Raw genomic sequence first — 19,629 nt, 5'->3', positions numbered from 1 at the left:
GGAGTCGCGGGATCCGCGGGGGAGGAGGGTCAGAGTTCGTAGTCCACGACCACCGGGGCGTGGTCGGACCAGCGAGTGTCGTAGGCGTCGGCGCGGTCGACGGTATAGGAACGGGCGAGTGTCGCGAGCTCGGGGGTCGCCAGTTGGTAGTCCAGGCGCCAGCCGGTATCGGTGTCGAAAGCCTTGCCGCGCTGCGACCACCAGGTGTACGGGCCGGCCACCTCACCCGCCCAGCGTCGGCCGAGGTCGATCCAGCCCAGGCCCGCACCGGCGTTGTAGTTGGGATCGTCTTCCGCGCCGACGAACTCGTCGAAGTAGGCGCGCTCCTGTGGCAGGAAGCCGGCCTTCTTGACGTTGCCCTTCCAGTTCTTGATGTCGAGCGTGCGGTGGCCGACGTTGAGGTCACCCACCACGAGTGCCAGCGGATTGTGCGCTTGCAACTCGGGAAGGCGCTCCTTCATCGCGTCGAGGAAGCGGTACTTCTCGACCTGCTTGGGGGTGTCAACCTCGCCCGAGTGGACGTATGTCGAGACGACTGTGAGCGTGCGGTCACCGACCGCGTAGTCGGCCTCGAGCCACCGCCCGGCCGAATCGAAGTCGTCCGCACCGAAAGCGACCCGGTGGATCGTGGCGCGATTGCGCGAGGCGAGTGCGACTCCGGCGCGGCCCTTGGCGGTGGCCTCGTCGTGCAGCACGTCCCAGTCGTCGCCGAGCAGGCCCGTCAAGTCGTCGGTGGAGGCGCGGACCTCTTGCAGGGCAAGGATGTCGACGTCTCGCGCGGCGAGCCAGTCGCCCATCCCCTTCCGGAAGGCGGCGCGGACCCCGTTGACATTGACGGAGGCGATGCGGAGCGGCGTGGGGGTCACCCCTGCATTGTACGGAGGAGGTACCAACGCTCGCAGGACGGTGCGATGTGCAGGGGATGTCGCCGTCAGACGCCAATTCGGCCCGGGGCGTCGTCGGCAGCGTGCGGATCCCCTGGTAATCGCACGTTCTCCTGCAGATCGGACAGCCTCCTGCGCAGAGGACAGCCTCCTGCAGATCGCACAGCCCGGGAACGCAGAAGCCGGCGGTCGTCCCCATCGTCACCTCCCTCGGAGAGGGGGAGGAGGCGTGAGGGCGACCGCCGGCGGGGCCGCTCAGGACGGCCGGTCGGTGGGAGTTAGGCGGCTACGGGCTGGGCCGCGGCGGGCTCAGGCACCTCGGCGACCACGGCAGCGCGCGTGACGCTCTTCGCGATGATGACGCAGACGGCGGTGACGACCATCCCGACGAGGATCGCAATCAGGTAGAGCACCGGCTCCCCAACGAGACCGGTCACCCAGACTCCACCGTGAGGGGCACGGAGCGTCGATCCGAACAATGCCACCAGCGCTCCCGTCACGGCCGAACCGACCATCGCCGAAGGGATCACGCGGAGCGGGTCGACCGCGGCGAACGGGATTGCTCCCTCCGAGATGAAGGACGCACCGAGTAGGTACGCCGCCTTGCCGTTCTGGCGCTCTGCGTCGGTGAAGAGACGCTTGCGGAGGGACGTGGCCAGGGCGAGGCCCAGCGGAGGCGTCATCCCCGCGGCCATCACGATTGCCATCACCTTGAATTGCACCGAGTTCGGGTCGCCGTCGGCGGGGACGGAGGCGAGACCTGTGGTCGCGAAGGCATAGGCCACCTTGTTGACCGGTCCGCCCATGTCGAACGCCATCATCAGGCCCAGGATGATGCCCAGGATGATCAGGTTGCCGCCCGTCAGGCCAGACAGCCAGGCCGACAGGCCCTCGCTCAGCGCGCGCAGCGGAGCGCCGAGCACGACGAACATTAGGAAGCCAGTGATGAAGGTTGCGATCAGGGGAATGATCACGACAGGCATCAACGATCTGAACGCCGCCGGCAACTTGATCCGCGAGATGTAGAGCGCGGCGTATCCAGCGATGAAACCGGAGGCGAGGCCGCCGAGGAACCCGGCGCCGACAGTGACGGCGACCGCTCCGCCGAGAAAGCCCGGGGCGATGCCGGGTCGGTCGGCGATGCCGAAAGCGATGAAACCGGAGAGAACCGGCACGAGGAACGCGAACGTCGCCCCACCGATGAGGAACATCACTCCGGCCCAGTCCGTGACGTTCATGACGTTGAAGCCGTTGTCGATGATCTGCTGAGCCTTGAAATCGGTGATCGTATAGCCGCCGAATAGGAACGAAAGAGCGATCAGCAGACCGCCGGCCGCGACGAACGGGATCATGTACGAGACGCCGGTCATCAGGTTTTGCCGGATGCGCGTGCCGACGCCGACCTTCTTCGGCGCAGCGGGTGCCGCGGCCGGGCGGGCGGGAGCGGCCGCGTCGGACCCGCGCAGGGCGAGCGCACGGTCGAGGACTTCGTCGGGCCGAGAGAGCGCTTCCGCCACGCCGACCCGGAGCACGGGCTTTCCGGCAAAGCGCTCCTGGCCTCGGACGTCGAGGTCGGCGGCGAAGATGACGACGTCGGCGGCGGCGATGTCGCCCGCGCTCATCTCGTCCGAGCCGGCTGCTCCCTGGGTCTCGACATGAATCGGGTAGCCCCGCTTCTTCGCGGCCTGCTCGAGCGCCTCCGCCGCCATGTAGGTGTGCGCGATGCCCGCAATGCAGCTGGTGACGGCGACGAAGCGCGGTCCGGCGGCGGCCGGGACGTCTTGGGCCTTCGCGGCGGCGCGGTCGATCACGTCGGCGGCCTTTGCGAGCGCCTCCGACGTGCCGACCTCCAGGGTGGGCTTGCCCGCGAAGCGGTCCTTGCCGCGGACCTCGAGATCGGCAGCGAGGATTACGACATCGGCGTCGGCGATGGTCTGGTCCGACATGGGGTCGGAGCCCGCAGCGCCCTGGGTCTCGACCTGAATCTCGTACCCCTTCTTCTTGGCGGCCTGCTCGAGGGCTTCGGCCGCCATGTACGTATGGGCGATACCGGCGATGCAGCTGGTGACGGCGACGATCTTCACGAGACGACAACCTCTCTGGCGATGATGTCCGCGACCTCCTGGCCGCTGGCAGCGGCGCGGAGGGAACCGGTGAAGGACTCGTGGATCAGTTTGCGGGCGAGCTGAGCGAGGATCTTGAGATGCGCCTGATCGGCGCCGTCCGGGGCTGCGATCAGGAAGATCAGGTCGGCGGGACCGTCGGGGGCGCCGAAGTCGACGCCCTGCTTCGCGATGCCAACGGCCACACTCGGTGCGACGACATGCGACGAGCGGGCGTGGGGGATGCCAATGCCGCCGGGCATTCCGGTGGCCATCTGCGACTCGCGGTCGCGGACGTCGGCGAGGAAGCCGTCGAGATCAGTGACGCGGCCGGCGTCTGCGAGCGTCTTCGCGAGCTGCGCGGTGGCCTCGTCTTTCGTGGCGGCGGATAGGTCGACGATGACGGTCGACGCCTCGGTGAGAGCAGTCATGCGCTCAGTTCTCCAATCGGGAGGTGGGGTTCGGGATTCTCGAGGACGGTGACGTCGTCGAGGCGGAGGGAGGTGGGTCCGGGAGCTTCACTACCCGGGAGCTGGACGGCGGCGGTGCCCCAGGCGACGGCTGTCGCGAGGCGCTCCGCCTCCGTGGCCTCGACGGCCGAGAGGTAGCCGGCGAGCGTGCTGTCGCCGGCCCCCACCGTGCTGAGGGGCACGACAGCGGGGGCACCGGCCCACCACGACGCGTGCGCCGTGACAAGGAGGGCGCCGTGCTCTCCGAGACTGACCAGCGCTCGCGCGTCGGGCAGCTGCAGGAGAGCGCGGGCTCCGGTGACGGCGTCTCCGACCGTCGTCAGGGAGCGGCCGAGGAGTTCTTCGAGCTCCTCGAGGTTGGGCTTGACCAGGGTGGCGGTGCCGGCCGCGACGATCGCGGTCAAGGGTGCCCCCGAGGTGTCGACGGCGAGGGGGACGCCGAAATGCTGGGCAAGTCGACCGAGGGCCGGATAAAAGTCCGCTCCGAGGCCGGGAGGCACGCTGCCACAGGCGACCAGCCAGCGAGGTGAGGCCGAGACGTGCTCGCCAATTAACTCCGCGAGTGCTCGCGCCTCTTCTGCCGTGACGACGGGACCGGGCTCGTTGATCTTGGTCGTGTGACCGGTGCGATCGTCAACCACGGTGATGTTGGTGCGGATCGGGCGGGCGATCGGCGCGCTTGCTGAGCGCACTCCAGCGGCCTCGAGCATGGCCGAGAGATCAAGACCGGTCGACGCATCCGCCGGGTAGACCGCTGTCGCCTCCACGCCGTTGCGGGCGAGGGCTCGCGCGACGTTGACTCCCTTGCCTGCGGGGTCGCGCCGGACATCGTGGGCGCGGTTCACCTCACCGATGACGAAGCCGCTCGTGGAGAGGGTGACGTCGATGCTCGGATTGGCGGTGACGGTGACGATCATGCGCGCACGACCTCCGGGCCGGCGGACTCGATGTCGTCCGCGAGTTCGTCGTCGACATCGCTGTCCGTGATGACGGTGTCGATCGCAGACAGTGGGGCGACGTGCCCGAAGTCCTGGCGGCCGAACTTCGAGTGGTCGGCGAGCACTACCACTCGGCGAGCGGAGGCGATGATCGCGGACTTGACGACGGCCTCGTCGAGGTCGGGCGTGGTGAGCCCACGCTCCCGACTGATGCCGTTCGTGCCGATGAAGGCGACGTCCACTGAGACGGAGGAGATCACCTGAGTGACCCAGGGGCCGACCGCGGCCTGCGTTACTCCGCGCAGGTGACCACCGATGAGGTGAAGGTCGATGTTGGGCCGACCGACGAGCGCCACCGCGACGGGGAGGGAGTGGGTGACGACCGTCAGTCGGCGGTCGAGGGGGAGTAGTTCTGCCAGGCGTACCGTCGTCGTGCCCGCGTCAATGGCGATGGAGCCGCCATCGGGTACCTCGGCGAGGGCGGCGGTAGCGATGCGATCCTTTTCGCCGGCGAGGTGCCCCTCCCTGGCGGCGACCTCGGGCTCTATGCCGAGGCGTTCGACGAGGATCGCGCCCCCGTGGGCCCGGCGCAGCAGTCCGCGCTTCTCGAGGCTCGTGAGGTCGCGCCGGATCGTCTCGGGCGTCACGGCGAGGGAGAGTGCGAGGTCGCGGACCTCGACGCGCCCGTCGAGGCGGGTGCGTTCGAGGATCGCATGGTGCCGCTCCGGTGCGTACATGTGGACTCCGTCGTCTCGCCGTGGTCGTTCGCTGGATCCGCGATATCTGGACAGTCCTCGGATCTGCGTTCTCATCTTTTTAGACCCGTATGTGCGTGAAGTCAACAAAAACGGACATGCGCGGTGGACGTAATTCTGCCGGGCGTCCGACCGTGCGTGTCTCGACTGTGCAGCCCTGGCGCCGAACGGCAGCAGTCTTGGCACGGACTGCCTCAGACCAGGGTGTCGTTGAGCTGCTTGTCGAGCTTGGCGAGCTGCTTCTCGAGCCGACGGCGGGTGAAGAGGGAGGCTTCGGGCAGGGCGCCCTGCAACCGCTCCCGTTCGGCCTCGGCGAGCGTGCGGCGCGCCGTGCGGAGCTGCTCCTCCCGCTCCTTCTCCCGCTCCCGGGGAGTGAGCGTGCGCGCCGAGATACCGGCGTCCCTCATCCGCACGGAGATCCACGACGCGGCGATCAGGATCACCTGGCAGACGAGGTTGAACCAGATGAGCAGGCCGATCAGCACGGCGAACGAGGCGAGTAGCGGATTGCGAGCCGCGCCTCCAAGCAGCTGTGTGCCCAGGACTTTCAGCGCGCCGAGCGCGAACCCGCCGAGAAGGGATCCCGACCAGAGATTCCGCCAGGGAATCGGGATGCCCGAGAGGATACGGAAGGAGCCCGCGAGGGTGGCGGTGTCGAGCGCGAGCATGATGACCAGGCCCACCGCTCCGCCGGCGATCCGGCTTACCGGCGCGTCGCTCCCGATCCCGAGGAAGGCGAGAGCGACATCGACGAAAGAGGTCGAGAACACCGAGAGGGCGGCTGAGACAAGGAGGACCACGCCGAATATCAGAGCGAGGCCGGCGTCCTTGAGCTTGAGCAGCAGGAACAGCGTCGTAGGGCCGGGGAGCGAGAAGAGCAGTCGCACCGCCTGGCGCAGGCTGCCGAGGAAGTTGAGTGCCGTCCCGAGTAGGCCCACCGCGGCGATCACCCCCGTCCAACCGAGGATTGAGGAGTCGAGGAGCGTGTCGACCGAGACCAGTGCGTTGGTGTCACCAATGAGGCCCGGCACCGAGCGTCCGACGAGCTCGAGCAGCGAGTCGCGGAGGACGGAGTCATTGCGCACCCAGAAGCCGAAGACGGCACAGAACACGAAAAGCGTCGCGAAGACAGCGAAGAGCGCTTGAAACGCGAGTCCCGAGGCGAAGAGCGGCCCACCTGTCTCCGAGTAGTGCAGAAGCACGCGCGCGGGCAGGGTCCGCATAATTCTCTCGAACAGGGCCGAAATCCCTCGAGGGGTGCCGGGCACCGTCATATCTCCCAGCGTAGCGATGCGTCCCCGAGCCCACTGCGCACTCTCTGCGTCGCGACGCACGCTCGGCAGTCGAAAGGAGCGTGCGCTGCGGCATCGGCCACTCACCGCGTCCGGCCGCGTTCGAGGGTCGCGCAGATCGTGGCCAACGTCCGGTCCCAGTCGTGCACAACGTCCGCATATCCACATCGCAGAACCGCGTAGCCGAGGCGGGCCGCCGCCGCGTCGCACCGACGATCATGCACAAACGCCTCCTCGACCACATGCCAGCGGCGCCCGTCGAGTTCGATCACCAGCCAATCATTGATGAGGAGGTCGACTCGACCCACTCCGGCGATCTCATCCTGCGACCGCAGAGGATGCCGCCGGCGCGCAGGTGGAACCGCGTCAGCGACTCCAGGCCCGACTCCGCGGCCATCGAAGGCGGGCAGCAGAGGCCAGAGGCGGGCGGGGAGCAACGCGAGGGTGCTCGCGAGAAGGCCCGAACCGAGGACTCCGAGGTGGAGGGCAGAGTCGATAACGGCGACCGCCTGGCCGGGCGGCTGGCAGAGCAGGACGTGCTCGAGTGCGCGCTCGGGAGTGGCCTCGGCGGACGGCAGATGTGCGGGCGGCGTCCGGCCACCCCAGTGCAGGAGCAGATCAGCGCTCGGCGACCGCGCGCTGCTGGAGCCGGTCACTCCGAGGTGCAGGCGGTTGTCCTCGGGCCGGCGGACGCCTCGCGCAGCGAAGAACGAGATGCACGAGACAACGCCGGCGCCCAGGACGGCTCGGATGTGCTCGGGAGGCGCCCCGGGCGCAGCGAACCAGCCTGGGCGAAGGCACTTCAGCGTCCCGTCGCGGATGGCGGTGCGAGGGTCGATGCCGAGCGTTCGAAGCTCGGACAGGTGGACGATGCCGGTGAACATGCCCCCAGCCTCACGTCGCGTGCGTGCGCCGCGACTCCGGTTCGCCGCATCCGTGGACAGTTCGCCGGATCAGCGCCTGTGGAGGGATAGCGGCACATGACGAAAACCGTTGTGCACGCTGGATCCGTGAATCCAGCGTGCACAACGGCCGCCGTCGAGCGTGAGAGTCAGGCGCGTCCGCGGATCACGGCCTGCTTCACTTCGGCGATCGCCTGCGTGATCTGAATACCACGCGGGCACGCCTCCGTGCAGTTGAAGGTCGTGCGGCAACGCCACACGCCCTCCTTGTCGTTGAGGATGTCCAGGCGCGCTCCACCCGCATCATCGCGGGAATCGAAGATGAAGCGGTGGGCATTCACGATCGCGGCTGGCCCGAAATACTGTCCGTCGGTCCAAAACACTGGGCAGGACGAGGTGCACGCGGCGCAGAGGATGCACTTGGTGGTGTCGTCGAAGCGGGCACGGTCGGCGACCGACTGCACGCGCTCCTTGCCCTTGGGAGCGGCGGTGTTCGCGACGAGGAACGGCTGCACCTCCCGGTAGGACGCGAAGAACGGCTCCATGTCCACGACGAGATCCTTCTCGAGGGGCAGTCCCTTGATCGCCTCGATGTAGATCGGCTGCGAGATATCGAGGTCCTTGATCAGCGTCTTGCAGGCCAGGCGGTTGCGGCCGTTGATCCGCATCGCGTCCGAGCCACAAATGCCGTGCGCGCAGGAGCGGCGGAAGGTCAGCGACCCGTCCTGGTCCCACTTGATGCGGTGCAGGGCGTCGAGGACGCGGTCGGTCGAGTACATCTCGACGTCGAAGTCCTGCCAGCGCGGCTCGGCGTCCACCTCGGGGTCGAAGCGGCGGATGATGAACGTCACGGTGAACGCCTCCGGGGCCGCGGGGGCGGCGGGCGGCTGCTCGAGGGTAGCGGTCGACATGGCTAGTACTTCCTCTCCATCGGCTGGTACCGAGTGATCACGACGGGTTTCCAGTCGAGCCGGATGTGGTCACCGGCGTCGGAGGAGTGGGCGTCACCGGAGAGGTACGCCATCGTGTGCTGCATGTAGTTGTCGTCGTCGCGCTTGGGGAAATCGTCGCGCATGTGTCCGCCACGACTCTCCTTGCGATTGCGCGCCGAGTAGACGACGACCTCGGCGAGATCGAGCAGGAAGCCCAGCTCGACGGCCTCGAGGAGGTCGGTGTTGAAGCGCTTGCCTTTGTCCTGCACCGAGATGTTGCGGAACCGGTCGCGCAGACGCTGGATCGTGTCGGTGACCGACTCAAGCGACTCGTCCGTGCGGAACACCTGCGCGTTTTTGTCCATCTCGTCCTGCAGCTCCTTGCGGATCGCGGCGATCCGCTCGGTGCCCGTCGCGGAGCGGAGCGAGGCGAGCATGTCGCGGATCGCGCCGGCCGGATTGGCGGGCAAAGGGGTGAAGTCGACCGTCTTGGCGTAATCAGCCGCATTGTTCCCACTGCGCTTGCCGAAGACGTTGATGTCGAGAAGGGAGTTGGTCCCGAGGCGGTTCGAGCCGTGCACCGAGACGCAGGCGCACTCACCCGCGGCGTAGAGGCCGGGGACGACGGTCGTATTGTCGGAAAGGACCTCCGCCTTCACGTTCGTGGGGATGCCGCCCATCGCATAGTGCGCGGTCGGCATCACGGGCACCGGCTCGACGACCGGATCGACGCCGAGGTAGGTGCGGGCGAATTCGGTGATATCGGGGAGCTTCGTCTCAAGCACCTCGGCGCCGAGGTGGGTGCAGTCGAGCAAAACGTAGTCCTTGTGCGGGCCGGCACCGCGTCCCTCCGCCACCTCCTGGACCATGCAGCGGGCGACGATGTCGCGCGGCGCCAGGTCCTTGATGGTGGGGGCATAGCGCTCCATGAAGCGCTCGCCCGAGGCGTTGCGGAGGATCGCTCCCTCTCCTCGCGCTCCCTCGGTGAGGAGGATGCCGAGTCCGGCAAGGCCGGTCGGGTGGAACTGGAAGAACTCCATGTCCTCCAGCGGGAGGCCCTTGCGCCAGATGATGCCGACGCCGTCGCCCGTGAGGGTGTGCGCATTGGAGGTGGTCTTGTAGATCTTGCCGAAGCCGCCGGTCGCGAAGATGATCGCCTTCGCCTGGAACACGTGGAGTTCGCCGGTGGCCAGCTCGTAGGCGACGACGCCCGAGGGCTGAGGCACCCCGTCGACCTCGGTCATGACGAGATCGAGCACATAGAACTCGTTATAGAAGTTGATGCCGAGTTTGACGCAGTTCTGGAACAGCGTCTGCAGGATCATATGGCCGGTGCGGTCGGCCGCGTAGCACGCCCGGCGCACGGGCGCCTTGCCGTGGTCTCGGGTATGGCCGCCGAAGCGCCGCTGGTCGATCTTGCCCTCGTCGGTGCGGTTGAAGGGAAGGCCCATGTTCTCGAGGTCGATGACGGCGTCGATGGCCTCTTTCGCCAGGATCTCGGCCGCATCCTGGTCGACCAGGTAGTCGCCGCCCTTGACCGTGTCGAAGGTGTGCCACTCCCAGCTGTCCTCCTCGACGTTCGCGAGGGCCGCAGCCATGCCGCCCTGCGCCGCTCCGGTGTGCGAGCGGGTCGGGTACAGCTTGGAGATGACCGCCGTCTTCGCCTTTGGACCGGCCTCGATGGCCGCCCTCATGCCGGCACCGCCGGCTCCGACGATCACCACGTCGAACTGGTGGTAGTGGACGCCGTCTGGTCCGACGGTCTGCGCGAAGGCGCCCTGGTCGGCGCCGGCGTGGGAGTGGCCTGGTGTGCTCACGGGGGAGTTGCTCCGATGTGCGGGAAGGGAGGACGGATGAAGAGGAGTGGGTGGCTCCGGAGGGTCACGCCGAGCAGAACGACGCAAGCAGTGCCGGATCGGCGCCCGTTGGGCACGGGTCGAACGCGAAGACGACCCAGGTGCCGAGAGCGATGAGCGCGACGACGGCCACGAGAATCCCACCCTTGAAGGCGCGGGCAAGCAGAGGCGATGTCGCGTAGTCGTTGACCAACGTGCGCATGCCGTTACCACCGTGGATCAGCGCGAGCCACAGCATCAGGACGTCCCACCACTGCCAGAACGGATTTGCCAGTTTGCCGCCGACAAAGCCGAAGTCGATGGCCTTGATGCCGTCACCGAGAAGGAGGTTGTAGATCAGGTGCCCGAAGATCAGGACGATCAGCACGACGCCCGAGGCGCGCATGTAGATCCAGCCCCATTTCTCCCAGTTGGTGCCGGAGGAGCGGGTCGGTGTGTGCGGGGTGCGCGGTGCGGCGATGGTACTCAATGGGCTCCTCCTTCACTGAAGACGTTGATGAGGTGGCGCGGCGCGAAGCCGAGCATCAGCACGACCCAGAGGCCGATGACCACCCAGAAGAGGATGCGCTGGTTGCGGGTGGCCCAGCTCCAGAAGTCGACCAGGATGATCCGCAGGCCGTTCAGCGCGTGGAACGCAATGGCGCCCACGAGTCCGGTCTCGCCGAGTCCCATGATCGGGTTCTTGTACGTTCCGATGACCGCGTTGTACGCCTCTGGGCTTACCGCGATAAGAGCCGAGTCGAGAACGTGCACGAGGAGGAAGAAGAAGATGGCGACACCGGTGATCCGGTGCAGCACCCATGACCACATGCCTTCGCGACCACGGTAGAGGGTGCCGGCCGGACGCCGGATCTTCCCTTGCTTCCGGGGTGCGAGGGTGTGAGCAGTTGAAACCGACACGAACAACCCTCCCTGGTTGTGCTCCGACAGCCTGACCGGACTCCGCGTCTCAGCGACGGGGACGGGGCGGGGAGCGACGAGAAACTCGTTCTTCGATCCTAAGCGTCGGCGCCGAGAGGCGCGGCTTAGGCGAGCCTTAGCTGCGAGATGCCGCGAGTGAGGTCATCGGCGCCGTGCTTGATGAGGTCGGGAGGCACGCGGCCCGACGGTCGAGGCGACCTGGGTTCAGGAGGGGCCGTAGCCACCGACGACGAGCGTGGTGTGCGGGAGGGAAGCGAGAGCCGCCAGCCGTTCACTCGCTTGTCGGGGAGAAGCATCCGATGTTGCCGACCAGGGCGTCACCCTCACCGAGACCTGCGCGAACGGCACGACAAGTAAGAGAAGAGGAGCGCCTTCGTGGGTGGAACCGGTGCTCTGCGCGCCGCGCCCCTGCAGGGCAGTGCGACGGACGCGCGCGTCTCCCTTGTATCCTGCGGTCATGACACCACCTGAGACCGATGGCCGCGCCCCGCTCGACCGCTTCTACAGCGTGATCCCCGCCGGTGGGATCGGTTCGAGACTGTGGCCGCTCTCCCGGGCTGATGCGCCGAAGTTCTTGCACGACCTCACGGGATCAGGTCAGACCCTCCTTCGCGACACCTGGGACCGCCTCGCGCCGATATCGGGCGCCGACCGGATCATGGTCGTGACCGGCCGCGCGCACCGGGCCGCCGTCGAGGAACAGCTCGAGAGTCTCGAGGACCTCAACGTCGTCCTCGAAAGCGAGCCACGCGACTCCTCCGCCGCGATTGGCCTCGCCGCCGCGATTCTCGAGCGCCGCGAGCCTGGCGTCATCATTGGATCGTTCGCCGCCGATCATGTCATCAATGGACAGCAGCTTTTTTACGACGCTGTCGCCGAGGCCGTCGTCGCCGCAGACGCTGGCTACATCGCGACCATCGGGATCACCCCGACCGAGCCGGCCGTTGGCTTCGGCTACATCCGCACGGGCGAGCACCTCGCCATCGACGGAGCGTCGAACACGCTCGCCGTCGATTCTTTCGTCGAGAAGCCCGACGCCGAGACCGCCCGTTCCTACGTATCCAGCGGTCAGTACCTGTGGAACGCGGGCATGTTCATCGCGCGCGCCGACCGCCTCCTCGAAGAACTCGGCCGCTCGAAGCCGGAGCTGCTTGCGGGGCTGCTCGAGCTCGCCGCCGCATGGGACACGCCCGAGCGGGGGGCTGTCGTCGACCGCATCTGGCCCGGCCTGGAGAAGATCGCCATCGACTACTCCGTTGCTGAGCCGGCCGCCGCAATGGGGAGGCTCGCTGTCGTGCCGGGGCATTTCTCGTGGGACGACGTGGGCGACTTCGCGTCGATCGCGAAGCTGCACGCGAGCGGCCTACGTTCGGATCTCGCGATCCTCGGCGAGGACGCGCGCGTGCTGGCCGACTCCGCGACGGGCATCGTGGTCAGCGGCGGCAACCGCACCATCGCCCTCATCGGAGTGAAGGACATCGTCGTTGTCGACACTCCCGATGCCCTCCTGGTTACCACCACGGAGAACGCGCAGAAGGTTAAGGGTGTCGTCGACGCCCTTCGCCTCTCGGGCCGCACCGACGTCCTCTAGTTTCCTGCCCTGAAGCGCCCGAAGCGCGGCCCTCCCGTGGAGGCGCCGCGCTTCGTTCTGTACTGGCCCGTAACTCGACACTGGCCCGAAACTCGACCCTGGCCGGTGACTCGACGTGCGCCGCTGAGTTCAGGCCGAACCAGATGCCGAACGTCGATAACCCAGAGTGGCAATGATGAGGCTCGCGACCGCGGCCGCGATACCCGCGAGCGGCAGTTGCTCGACTCCGACAGTCGCGACCATGAGACCTCCGAGCGCCCCGGAGAGCCCCATCCCGAGATACATGGCCGAAGCGTTCAGGGAGATGAGGAGGGGAGCTGAAGGACCACCGAGCGCCAGGAGCCGGTGCTGTTGCGCGGGGGCGAGGAGCCAGCCGCTGACCCCCCACATCATCGTGGCGACGAGCGCAACGGGAGCGATGCTTCCCGCGGCCCACAGGAGCACGAACGAGACAGAGAGGGCTCCGGCACTCACGACGACGGTCTTCCTCGCCCCTATCCGGTCGGTCATCGTCCCGCCGACGAGGTTTCCGACAGCGCCACCTATTCCGAACGCGAGGAGGATCCACGGGAGTGCGGAAGCGGTAATTCCGACGCGGGTCGCGAAGTACTCGGCGATGTAGTTGTAGACCGTGAACGCTCCGGTGAAGACGAGGAGGCTGACGAGGAGAGTCGGCCGCACCCCCGGGCTTCCCAGCGCGCGGAGCCTGGCGCTCACAGAGACGGCAGCCGGCGCGGCAACCGGCGCGAACCAGATGGCAACCGCGAGGAGGACGGCAAGGGAGAGTCCAGCGATGATCCAGAAGACACCGTGATAGCCAGTCACGGCGCTGAGACCGATGCCGAGCGGAACCCCTGCGACGGTCGCGACCGTGAGTCCCGAGGTGACCAGGGCGATGGAGCGACCTCTTCGGGCGGGTTCGACGAGCCCGCCGGTGATGGTGAGGGCAGCGGGAGTGAACATCGACGCTCCGATCGCCGCCACCACTCGACCGATGACGAGCACGGAGTAGAGCTCGCTGGACGCCACGATCGCATTGCCTAGCGCGAAGACGACCAGCGAGAGGAGCAGAAGGGTTCGGCGATCGAGGGAGCCGAGGGCAGAAGCCAGCACCGGGCTCATCACGGCATAGACGATCGCGAAGACCGTGATGAGTTGGCCCGCGACGCTGATGTTCACTCCGGTGGCAGTAGCGATCTCGGGGAGGAGACCTGCTATGACGTATCCATCGGTGCCGATGGCGAACATGCCGAATGTCAGAACAAGTATTCGAGGATTCACAAGTGTCCGATGGTGAGAGGAGAAAGAGATGCTGCGAGGACGGTAGAAGAGAGACGGGAGTTCCTGCGTTCGGCTGGCGCGGGATATCGGTAGGTGCTGAGTGCTCGGCAGCGCCTTCATGCCGGCAAACAGGCCGGTGATATCGGGCTTTCTCCGCTCGAAGGGTGAGAGATCGGCACGGCTCAGGCTGCATGCCGCCGCGAAGATGTGGCGCGAGACACCGGTCGACTCCGTTCCGGCGCCACGTCCGGTCGGGTTGCGGCAGGTGCTCGACGCATCACGGGAAGATCAACACTGTGTAACGCTTCCCTCGCCGCAGGGTCCGCGGCGGCTGAGCGATTTGCGCAGTCGGTAACGTGGACGGATCGACGCCCTGCCGCGCTCGTCGCGGGGCCGCATTCTTGGAGGACGACATCTTGACTATCACCTCGCGTAAGGCCGCTGTCAGCGGTCTCGCCGCACTCGGCGTCACCGCGCTTCTCGCCGGTTGCGCCTCCGCCCCCGAGACGAGCGGCTCGAGTGCCGCTGCCGGCGGCGACTTCCTGCCCTGCATGGTCTCCGACGCGGGCGGGTTCGACGACAAGTCGTTCAACGAGCTGGGTTACAACGGCCTTGTGAAGGCGTCCGAGCAGCTCGGCGTCACTCCGAAGACGGCGACCTCCGAATCCGAAACCGACTACGCGCCGAACCTCACCAGCCTGGTCGATCAGGGTTGCAACCTGATCGTCACGGTTGGTTTCGCGTTGGCAGACGCCACGGCAGCCGCGGCCGAGGCCAACACCGACATCGAGTTCGCGATCATCGACGACGCGTCGATTGACAAGCCGAATGTCAAGCCGATCACCTTCGACACGTCACAGGCGGCGTTCCTCGCTGGCTACGCGGCGGCGTCTTACTCGAAGACCGGCGTTGTCGGCACGTACGGCGGCCAGCAGTTCCCCACCGTCACGATCTTTATGGACGGCTACGCCGACGGCGTGAAGTACTTCAACGAGCAGAAGGGGAAGGACGTTAAGGTCGTCGGCTGGGATGTCGATGCGCAGACAGGCTCCTTCACCGGCGGATTCGCGGCGGGCATCGAGGCGAAGTCGGCCGCGCAGTCGCTGATCGATCAGAACGCGGATGTGATCCTCCCCGTCGGTGGTCCGATCTTCCAGTCCGCAATCGAGGCGATCCGCGACTCCGGCAAGGACATCGCGATGGTGGGCGTCGACGCGGACCTGTACCAGACGTACCCGGATGGCGGCGACCTGTACCTGACGTCGATCCTCAAGGGCATCGAGGCGGGCACGACGGACGTCACCAGCACCGCCGGCGCCGGCTCCTTCGACCCCACTCCCTTCGTCGGCACGCTCGAGAACGACGGAGTGGGCATCGCGCCGTTCCACGAGTTCGAGTCGAAAGTGTCGGCCGATCTGCAGGGCGAGCTCGACACCATCAAGCAGGGCATCATCGGCGGTTCGATCACCGTCACGTCCCCCTCGGCTCCGAAGGCGTCGTAGTCCCTGACCCCACGTGGCCGGTGGGCCCGAGCACTCCTCGGGCCCACCGGCCACGTCGTGGGTCGGCCCCGGCCTCGCGGCGCATCAAGGCCCGAAGCCAAAGTTAGATTGGTCTTATGAAGCTCGAACTGCGGGGCATTACGAAGCGCTTCGGTGCGCTCGTGGCCAACGACCACATCGATCTCACGGTGGAACCCGGCGAGATCCACTGTCTCCTCGGTGAGAACGGCGCTGGCAAGTCGACGCTGATGAACGTGCTCTACGGCCTCTACCAGGCTGAGGAGGGAGAGATCCTGCTGGACGACGCGGTCCAGCGCTTCTCCGGCCCGGGCGATGCGATGAAGGCGGGCATCGGGATGGTCCACCAGCACTTCATGCTTGTCCCCGTGTTCTCGGTCGCCGAGAACGTCATGCTCGGCCACGAGGAGACGAAGGCCGGCGGTCGCCTGGACCTCGCAGCCGCGCAGGCTCGGGTGCGCGAAATTTCCGACCGCTTCGGCTTCGATGTCGATCCGAATGCGATCGTCGAGGATCTGCCCGTCGGGGTGCAGCAGCGTGTCGAGATCATCAAGGCGCTGTCCCGCGATGCTCGGGTGCTCGTGTTCGATGAGCCGACCGCGGTGCTGACACCGCAGGAGACGGACGAGCTGATCGCGATCATGCGGCAGCTGCGCGCGGCCGGGACAGCCATCGTCTTCATCACACACAAGCTGCGCGAGGTGCGTGAGGTCGGCGACCGGATCACGGTGATCCGCCTCGGCAAGGTGGTCGGAGAAGCGTCGCCGACCGCGAGCAACGCCGAGTTGGCCTCGCTAATGGTGGGCCGCGCCGTGGAATTGACGGTGCAGAAGCAGCCTGCGCAGGCAGGGGACGAGGCTCTTGTGGTCAGCAATCTCACCGTGCGCGACGCGAACGGGCAGGCCGTCGTCGACAATGTGTCGTTCGAGGTGCGCCGCGGCGAGATCATGGCGATCGCGGGCGTCCAAGGCAACGGCCAGACCGAACTCACCGAGGCGATCATGGGGTTGCAGGAGCGGGTCGAGGGCTCGGTGACGCTGGACGGTCGCCGCCTCGACGGACTCTCGGTCCGCCGCGTGCTCGAGTCGGGCGTCGGCTTCGTCCCCGAGGATCGCACCGAGGATGGCCTGGTCGCCGAATTCACCATCGCCGAAAATCTGATGCTCGACCGCTCCGGCCCCGGCCCCTTCGTCAAGGGCCTGGGTCTGCGTCTGAAAGAGTTGGAGCGCTTCGCCAAGGAGCGCGTGCGTGAGTTCGATGTCCGCGCGCAGGGAATCGGTACCCACGTCGGCCGGCTCTCCGGCGGCAATCAGCAGAAGGTCGTGCTCGCGCGGGAACTCAGCCGCGAGCTGCGGCTGTTCATCGCCGCGCAGCCGACCCGAGGGATCGACGTCGGCTCGATCGAGTTCGTGCACAAGCGCATCGTCGAGACGCGCGACACCGGCGTTCCCGTGATCGTGGTCTCGACCGAGCTCGATGAGGTCGCCGCTCTCGCCGACCGCATCGCGGTGATGTACAAGGGCGGGATTATCGGCATCGTGCCCGCCGATACTCCCCGCGACGTCTTGGGGCTGATGATGGCCGGGCAGATGCCCGCCGAGAAGGGAGCGGCGGCGTGAGCGACGCGCAACTGCCCAGCGTCGACCCCGACGCCGAGATCGAGAAGTCTCGGGGGCTCGAGCCCGGCCAGAAGCCGGAGCAGGAGGCGCGACCCGGTCGGATCGAGAGCGGAGCCTCGCGAGTGCTGCGCGAGATCCTCTCCGGCACGGCCCTCATGTCCGTGCTCGCCGTCCTGCTCTCGCTGATCGCGGGTGGCGTGCTGATCGCCGCGACCGACAAGGAGGTTCAGGCGGCATCCGGTTACTTCTTCGCCCGCCCGCTCGACACTCTGCAGGCAATCTGGCAGTCGGTCGCAGGGGCGTACTCCTCCCTGTTCCAGGGCTCCGTCTACAACTTCCGCCGCGAGGGTTTCGCGAACGGCATTAAGCCGCTCACCGACACCCTCGCTTTCGCGACTCCGCTGATCGCAGGTGGTCTGGGAGTGGCGCTGGCGTTCCGTGTCGGCCTGTTCAACATCGGCGGTCGCGGTCAGATGCTGATCGCCGCAGCCTGCGCTGGCTGGGTCGGCTTCTCCTTCGACCTGCCGTGGGGCGTCCACGTGGTCGTCACGCTTGCGGCGGGCATCCTGGGCGGTGCGCTCTGGGCCGGGCTGGTCGGCCTGCTCAAGGCGCGCACCGGGGCGCACGAGGTGATCCTCACGATCATGCTGAACTACGTCGCCTTCTACCTCATCTCTTACCTGCTGCGCACGCCCGGCGCACTCCAGGCTCCCGGATCGAACAACCCCAAGTCGCCCGGGATGAAGCAGACGGCGGTCTTCCCCGCCCTCCTCGGCCCGAACTACTCGCTGACGCTCGGCTTCGTCTTCGCGGTCCTCGCGACCGTCGGAGTCTGGTGGCTGCTGAATCGCTCAAGCATCGGTTTCAAGTTCCGCGCGGTCGGCGAGAATCCGCACGCGGCTCGAGTAGCCGGCATCGACGTCAAGGGCAGCTATATCGTCGCGATGCTGCTCTCGGGCGGGCTGCTGGGCCTCGCCGGGAGCGCCCAGGTGATGGGGACGGTCACCACGGGGTTCACCTCCGGGATCGACGCCGGTATCGGCTTCGACGCGATCACGGTCGCGTTGCTGGGTCGATCGCGTCCGTGGGGCGTGTTCTTTGCGGGCATCCTGTTCGGCGCTTTCAAAGCCGGCGGCTACTCGATGCAGGCTGCCGAGGGCATCCCGATCGACGTGGTGCTCGTCGTCCAATCGTTGATCGTCCTCTTCATCGCCGCACCGCCGCTGGTGCGCGCGATCTTCCGCCTCCCGACGCCCGGGTCCCTCCCCAAGCGCCGCGCCCAACCCATTCCGGAAGTCTCCGCATGAGCACCGCCACCGTTGTCGACCGAGTCGTGATCCGCAGCTGGAAGGCACCGATCGCGTTCGGCGTCTTCGCGCTTCTCGCCGTGGTTCTCTTCGTGGCCCTGGGCCGCGACGGGACGAGTTCGTTCCGGCTCGCGGCTGGTACCGATTTCTTTGCTCTGCCCGACGTGCCGTTTCCGACGCGCGGGACCGGCGCTGTCGTCGCGATCCTTTTGGTCGCCTTGGCCGTCGTTGCTGCGGCGCTGGCTCGGGCCGGTCGGCGGATCCCGCTGTGGTTGTCGGCGGTCTTCGCGTTCGTCTTCTTGATCGGCTTCCTCGTCTGGGCCTCGGCCGGCGCCGCGCTACCCGTCTCGGGTCTGTTGCTGGGGACCGTCGGCCTGGCCACTCCGCTGATCTTCGGCTCCCTCGGCGGGGTGATCTCGGAGCGGGTCGGAGTGGTCAACGTGGCGATCGAGGGGCAGCTGCTGGCCGGTGCGTTCACCGCGGCGATGGTCGGCTCGCTGACCCGTCAGCCCGTCCTCGGATTGCTCGCGGCGATGCTCGCGAGCGTGCTGGTCTCGTTCGTGCTGGCCGCCTTCGCAATCAAGTACCTGGTCGACCAGGTGATCGTCGGCGTCGTGCTGAACGTGCTGGTAACGGGCCTGACGAGTTTCCTCTACTCCCAGGTGCTCTCGGCGGACGCGTCGACCTTCAACTCGCCGGTGAAGTTCGACCGGCTACCGATCCCGGTGCTCAGCCAGGTGCCGATCGTGGGCGCCGTGCTGTTCAACCAGACGGTCATCGTCTACCTGATGTACGTCGCGATCGTCGCCGTGTGGTGGGGCCTGTTCAGGACGAAGTGGGGCCTGCGCCTCCGCGCGGTCGGTGAGCATCCGCAGGCGGCCGACACGGTGGGGATCAACGTGGCGCGCACGCGGTTCTGGAACGTCTCGCTGGCCGGAGCCATCGCCGGGGTCGGCGGTGCCTACTACACGCTCGACGCGGTCGGCGCATTTGGCAAGGAGATGACCGCGGGTGCAGGCTTCATCGCCCTCGCCGCCGTGATCTTCGGGCGCTGGGACCCGATCCGCGCGACGCTCGCCTCGCTGCTGTTCGGCTTCGCGACGAACCTGCAGAACGTGCTCGGCGTCATCGGCTCGCCGGTGCCGAGCGAGTTCATGCTGATGCTGCCCTACGTGGTGACGATCTTCGCGGTCGCCGGCCTCGTCGGGCATTCCCGCGGACCGGCGGCCGCCGGCAAGCCGTATGTGAAGTCGTGAGGG

At 67.2% G+C, this 19,629-nt stretch carries 18 protein-coding genes; 5 read left to right on the top strand and 13 right to left on the bottom strand.

Annotated elements, in window-relative coordinates; genetic code table 11:
* Positions 1-29: 29 nt before the first annotated feature.
* The 12 genes from B0H03_RS06405 to B0H03_RS06350 form a co-directional block, all read right to left on the bottom strand.
* Positions 30-866 (bottom strand): exodeoxyribonuclease III, encoded by an 837-nt coding sequence (locus B0H03_RS06405; RefSeq protein ID WP_104264985.1) that lies wholly within the window; start codon positions 864-866, stop codon positions 30-32.
* Positions 867-1,162: 296 nt separating this feature from the next.
* Positions 1,163-2,968, bottom strand: coding sequence for a PTS fructose-like transporter subunit IIB (locus tag B0H03_RS06400; RefSeq protein WP_104264984.1), 1,806 nt, complete (start codon positions 2,966-2,968; stop codon positions 1,163-1,165).
* Positions 2,965-3,417, bottom strand: coding sequence for a PTS sugar transporter subunit IIA (locus B0H03_RS06395; protein ID WP_104264983.1), 453 nt, complete (start codon positions 3,415-3,417; stop codon positions 2,965-2,967). The genes B0H03_RS06400 and B0H03_RS06395 overlap by 4 nt, the downstream gene beginning before the upstream one ends.
* On the bottom strand, positions 3,414-4,373 hold the full coding sequence (locus B0H03_RS06390) for a 1-phosphofructokinase family hexose kinase (RefSeq protein ID WP_104264982.1): 960 nt from the start codon (positions 4,371-4,373) through the stop codon (positions 3,414-3,416). Before B0H03_RS06390 ends, B0H03_RS06395 begins: the two co-directional genes overlap by 4 nt.
* Positions 4,370-5,131, bottom strand: a complete 762-nt coding sequence (locus B0H03_RS06385) for a DeoR/GlpR family DNA-binding transcription regulator (RefSeq protein ID WP_104264981.1) — start codon at positions 5,129-5,131, stop codon at positions 4,370-4,372. The genes B0H03_RS06390 and B0H03_RS06385 overlap by 4 nt, the downstream gene beginning before the upstream one ends.
* A 212-nt stretch (positions 5,132-5,343) precedes the next feature.
* Positions 5,344-6,423: a YihY/virulence factor BrkB family protein gene (locus tag B0H03_RS06380; protein ID WP_160487269.1), complete on the bottom strand. Its 1,080-nt coding sequence runs from the start codon at positions 6,421-6,423 to the stop codon at positions 5,344-5,346.
* Between the two features lie 101 nt (positions 6,424-6,524).
* Entirely contained in the window at positions 6,525-7,325 is an 801-nt protein-coding gene (locus B0H03_RS06375; RefSeq protein WP_104264979.1) for an endonuclease domain-containing protein, read from the bottom strand.
* Positions 7,326-7,492: 167 nt separating this feature from the next.
* The gene (locus B0H03_RS06370; RefSeq protein WP_104264978.1) at positions 7,493-8,254 is read right to left on the bottom strand and encodes a succinate dehydrogenase iron-sulfur subunit; all 762 of its coding nucleotides are present in this window, start codon (positions 8,252-8,254) and stop codon (positions 7,493-7,495) included.
* A gap of 2 nt (positions 8,255-8,256) precedes the next feature.
* Positions 8,257-9,999, bottom strand: coding sequence for a succinate dehydrogenase flavoprotein subunit (sdhA, locus tag B0H03_RS06365; protein WP_104264993.1), 1,743 nt, complete (start codon positions 9,997-9,999; stop codon positions 8,257-8,259).
* 157 nt (positions 10,000-10,156) lie between these two features.
* Complete coding sequence (locus B0H03_RS06360; RefSeq protein ID WP_104264977.1) at positions 10,157-10,600, bottom strand: succinate dehydrogenase hydrophobic membrane anchor subunit; 444 nt, start codon at positions 10,598-10,600, stop codon at positions 10,157-10,159.
* Complete coding sequence (gene sdhC / locus B0H03_RS06355; RefSeq protein WP_104264976.1) at positions 10,597-11,031, bottom strand: succinate dehydrogenase, cytochrome b556 subunit; 435 nt, start codon at positions 11,029-11,031, stop codon at positions 10,597-10,599. The genes B0H03_RS06360 and sdhC overlap by 4 nt, the downstream gene beginning before the upstream one ends.
* Positions 11,032-11,256: 225 nt before the next feature.
* Entirely contained in the window at positions 11,257-11,511 is a 255-nt protein-coding gene (locus B0H03_RS06350) for a hypothetical protein (protein WP_104264975.1), read from the bottom strand.
* On the opposite strand from B0H03_RS06350, the gene B0H03_RS06345 reads away from it, so the two are divergent.
* The gene (locus B0H03_RS06345; protein WP_104264974.1) at positions 11,510-12,643 is read left to right on the top strand and encodes a mannose-1-phosphate guanylyltransferase; all 1,134 of its coding nucleotides are present in this window, start codon (positions 11,510-11,512) and stop codon (positions 12,641-12,643) included. The genes B0H03_RS06350 and B0H03_RS06345 overlap by 2 nt on opposite strands.
* Before the next feature lie 129 nt (positions 12,644-12,772).
* Here the strand turns inward: B0H03_RS06345 and B0H03_RS06340 are convergent, their stop codons facing one another.
* Entirely contained in the window at positions 12,773-13,891 is a 1,119-nt protein-coding gene (locus tag B0H03_RS06340) for an MFS transporter (protein ID WP_160487270.1), read from the bottom strand.
* Between the two features lie 449 nt (positions 13,892-14,340).
* On the opposite strand from B0H03_RS06340, the gene B0H03_RS06335 reads away from it, so the two are divergent.
* The 4 genes from B0H03_RS06335 (at position 14,341) to B0H03_RS06320 (ending at position 19,626) form a co-directional block, all read left to right on the top strand.
* A complete protein-coding gene (locus tag B0H03_RS06335) occupies positions 14,341-15,426 on the top strand; it encodes a BMP family lipoprotein (protein WP_104264992.1) in 1,086 nt (361 codons plus the stop codon).
* A gap of 116 nt (positions 15,427-15,542) precedes the next feature.
* On the top strand, positions 15,543-17,063 hold the full coding sequence (locus tag B0H03_RS06330) for an ABC transporter ATP-binding protein (protein WP_104264972.1): 1,521 nt from the start codon (positions 15,543-15,545) through the stop codon (positions 17,061-17,063).
* Positions 17,060-18,370, top strand: coding sequence for an ABC transporter permease (locus B0H03_RS06325; RefSeq protein ID WP_241560427.1), 1,311 nt, complete (start codon positions 17,060-17,062; stop codon positions 18,368-18,370). Before B0H03_RS06330 ends, B0H03_RS06325 begins: the two co-directional genes overlap by 4 nt.
* The gene (locus B0H03_RS06320; protein ID WP_104264971.1) at positions 18,367-19,626 is read left to right on the top strand and encodes an ABC transporter permease; all 1,260 of its coding nucleotides are present in this window, start codon (positions 18,367-18,369) and stop codon (positions 19,624-19,626) included. Before B0H03_RS06325 ends, B0H03_RS06320 begins: the two co-directional genes overlap by 4 nt.
* Positions 19,627-19,629: the final 3 nt, after the last annotated feature.

It is taken from the genome of Rathayibacter iranicus NCPPB 2253 = VKM Ac-1602, from assembly GCF_003149025.1.
Classification (GTDB): Bacteria; Actinomycetota; Actinomycetes; order Actinomycetales; family Microbacteriaceae; genus Rathayibacter; species Rathayibacter iranicus.
This window is presented reverse-complemented; position numbering and strand designations above follow the sequence as displayed.

Excerpts from the sequence above, each read along its gene's own strand:
- B0H03_RS06395 (WP_104264983.1), bottom strand. The coding sequence starts at position 3,417 with ATGACTGCTCTCACCGAGGCGTCGACCGTCATCGTCGACCTATCCGCC.
- B0H03_RS06390 (WP_104264982.1), bottom strand. The coding sequence starts at position 4,373 with ATGATCGTCACCGTCACCGCCAATCCGAGCATCGACGTCACCCTCTCC.
- B0H03_RS06385 (WP_104264981.1), bottom strand. The coding sequence starts at position 5,131 with ATGTACGCACCGGAGCGGCACCATGCGATCCTCGAACGCACCCGCCTC.
- B0H03_RS06380 (WP_160487269.1), bottom strand. The coding sequence starts at position 6,423 with ATGACGGTGCCCGGCACCCCTCGAGGGATTTCGGCCCTGTTCGAGAGA.
- B0H03_RS06375 (WP_104264979.1), bottom strand. The coding sequence starts at position 7,325 with ATGTTCACCGGCATCGTCCACCTGTCCGAGCTTCGAACGCTCGGCATC.
- B0H03_RS06370 (WP_104264978.1), bottom strand. The coding sequence starts at position 8,254 with ATGTCGACCGCTACCCTCGAGCAGCCGCCCGCCGCCCCCGCGGCCCCG.
- B0H03_RS06345 (WP_104264974.1), top strand. The coding sequence starts at position 11,510 with ATGACACCACCTGAGACCGATGGCCGCGCCCCGCTCGACCGCTTCTAC.
- B0H03_RS06350 (WP_104264975.1), bottom strand. The coding sequence starts at position 11,511 with ATGACCGCAGGATACAAGGGAGACGCGCGCGTCCGTCGCACTGCCCTG.
- B0H03_RS06340 (WP_160487270.1), bottom strand. The coding sequence starts at position 13,891 with ATGTTCGCCATCGGCACCGATGGATACGTCATAGCAGGTCTCCTCCCC.
- B0H03_RS06330 (WP_104264972.1), top strand. The coding sequence starts at position 15,543 with ATGAAGCTCGAACTGCGGGGCATTACGAAGCGCTTCGGTGCGCTCGTG.
- B0H03_RS06320 (WP_104264971.1), top strand. The coding sequence starts at position 18,367 with ATGAGCACCGCCACCGTTGTCGACCGAGTCGTGATCCGCAGCTGGAAG.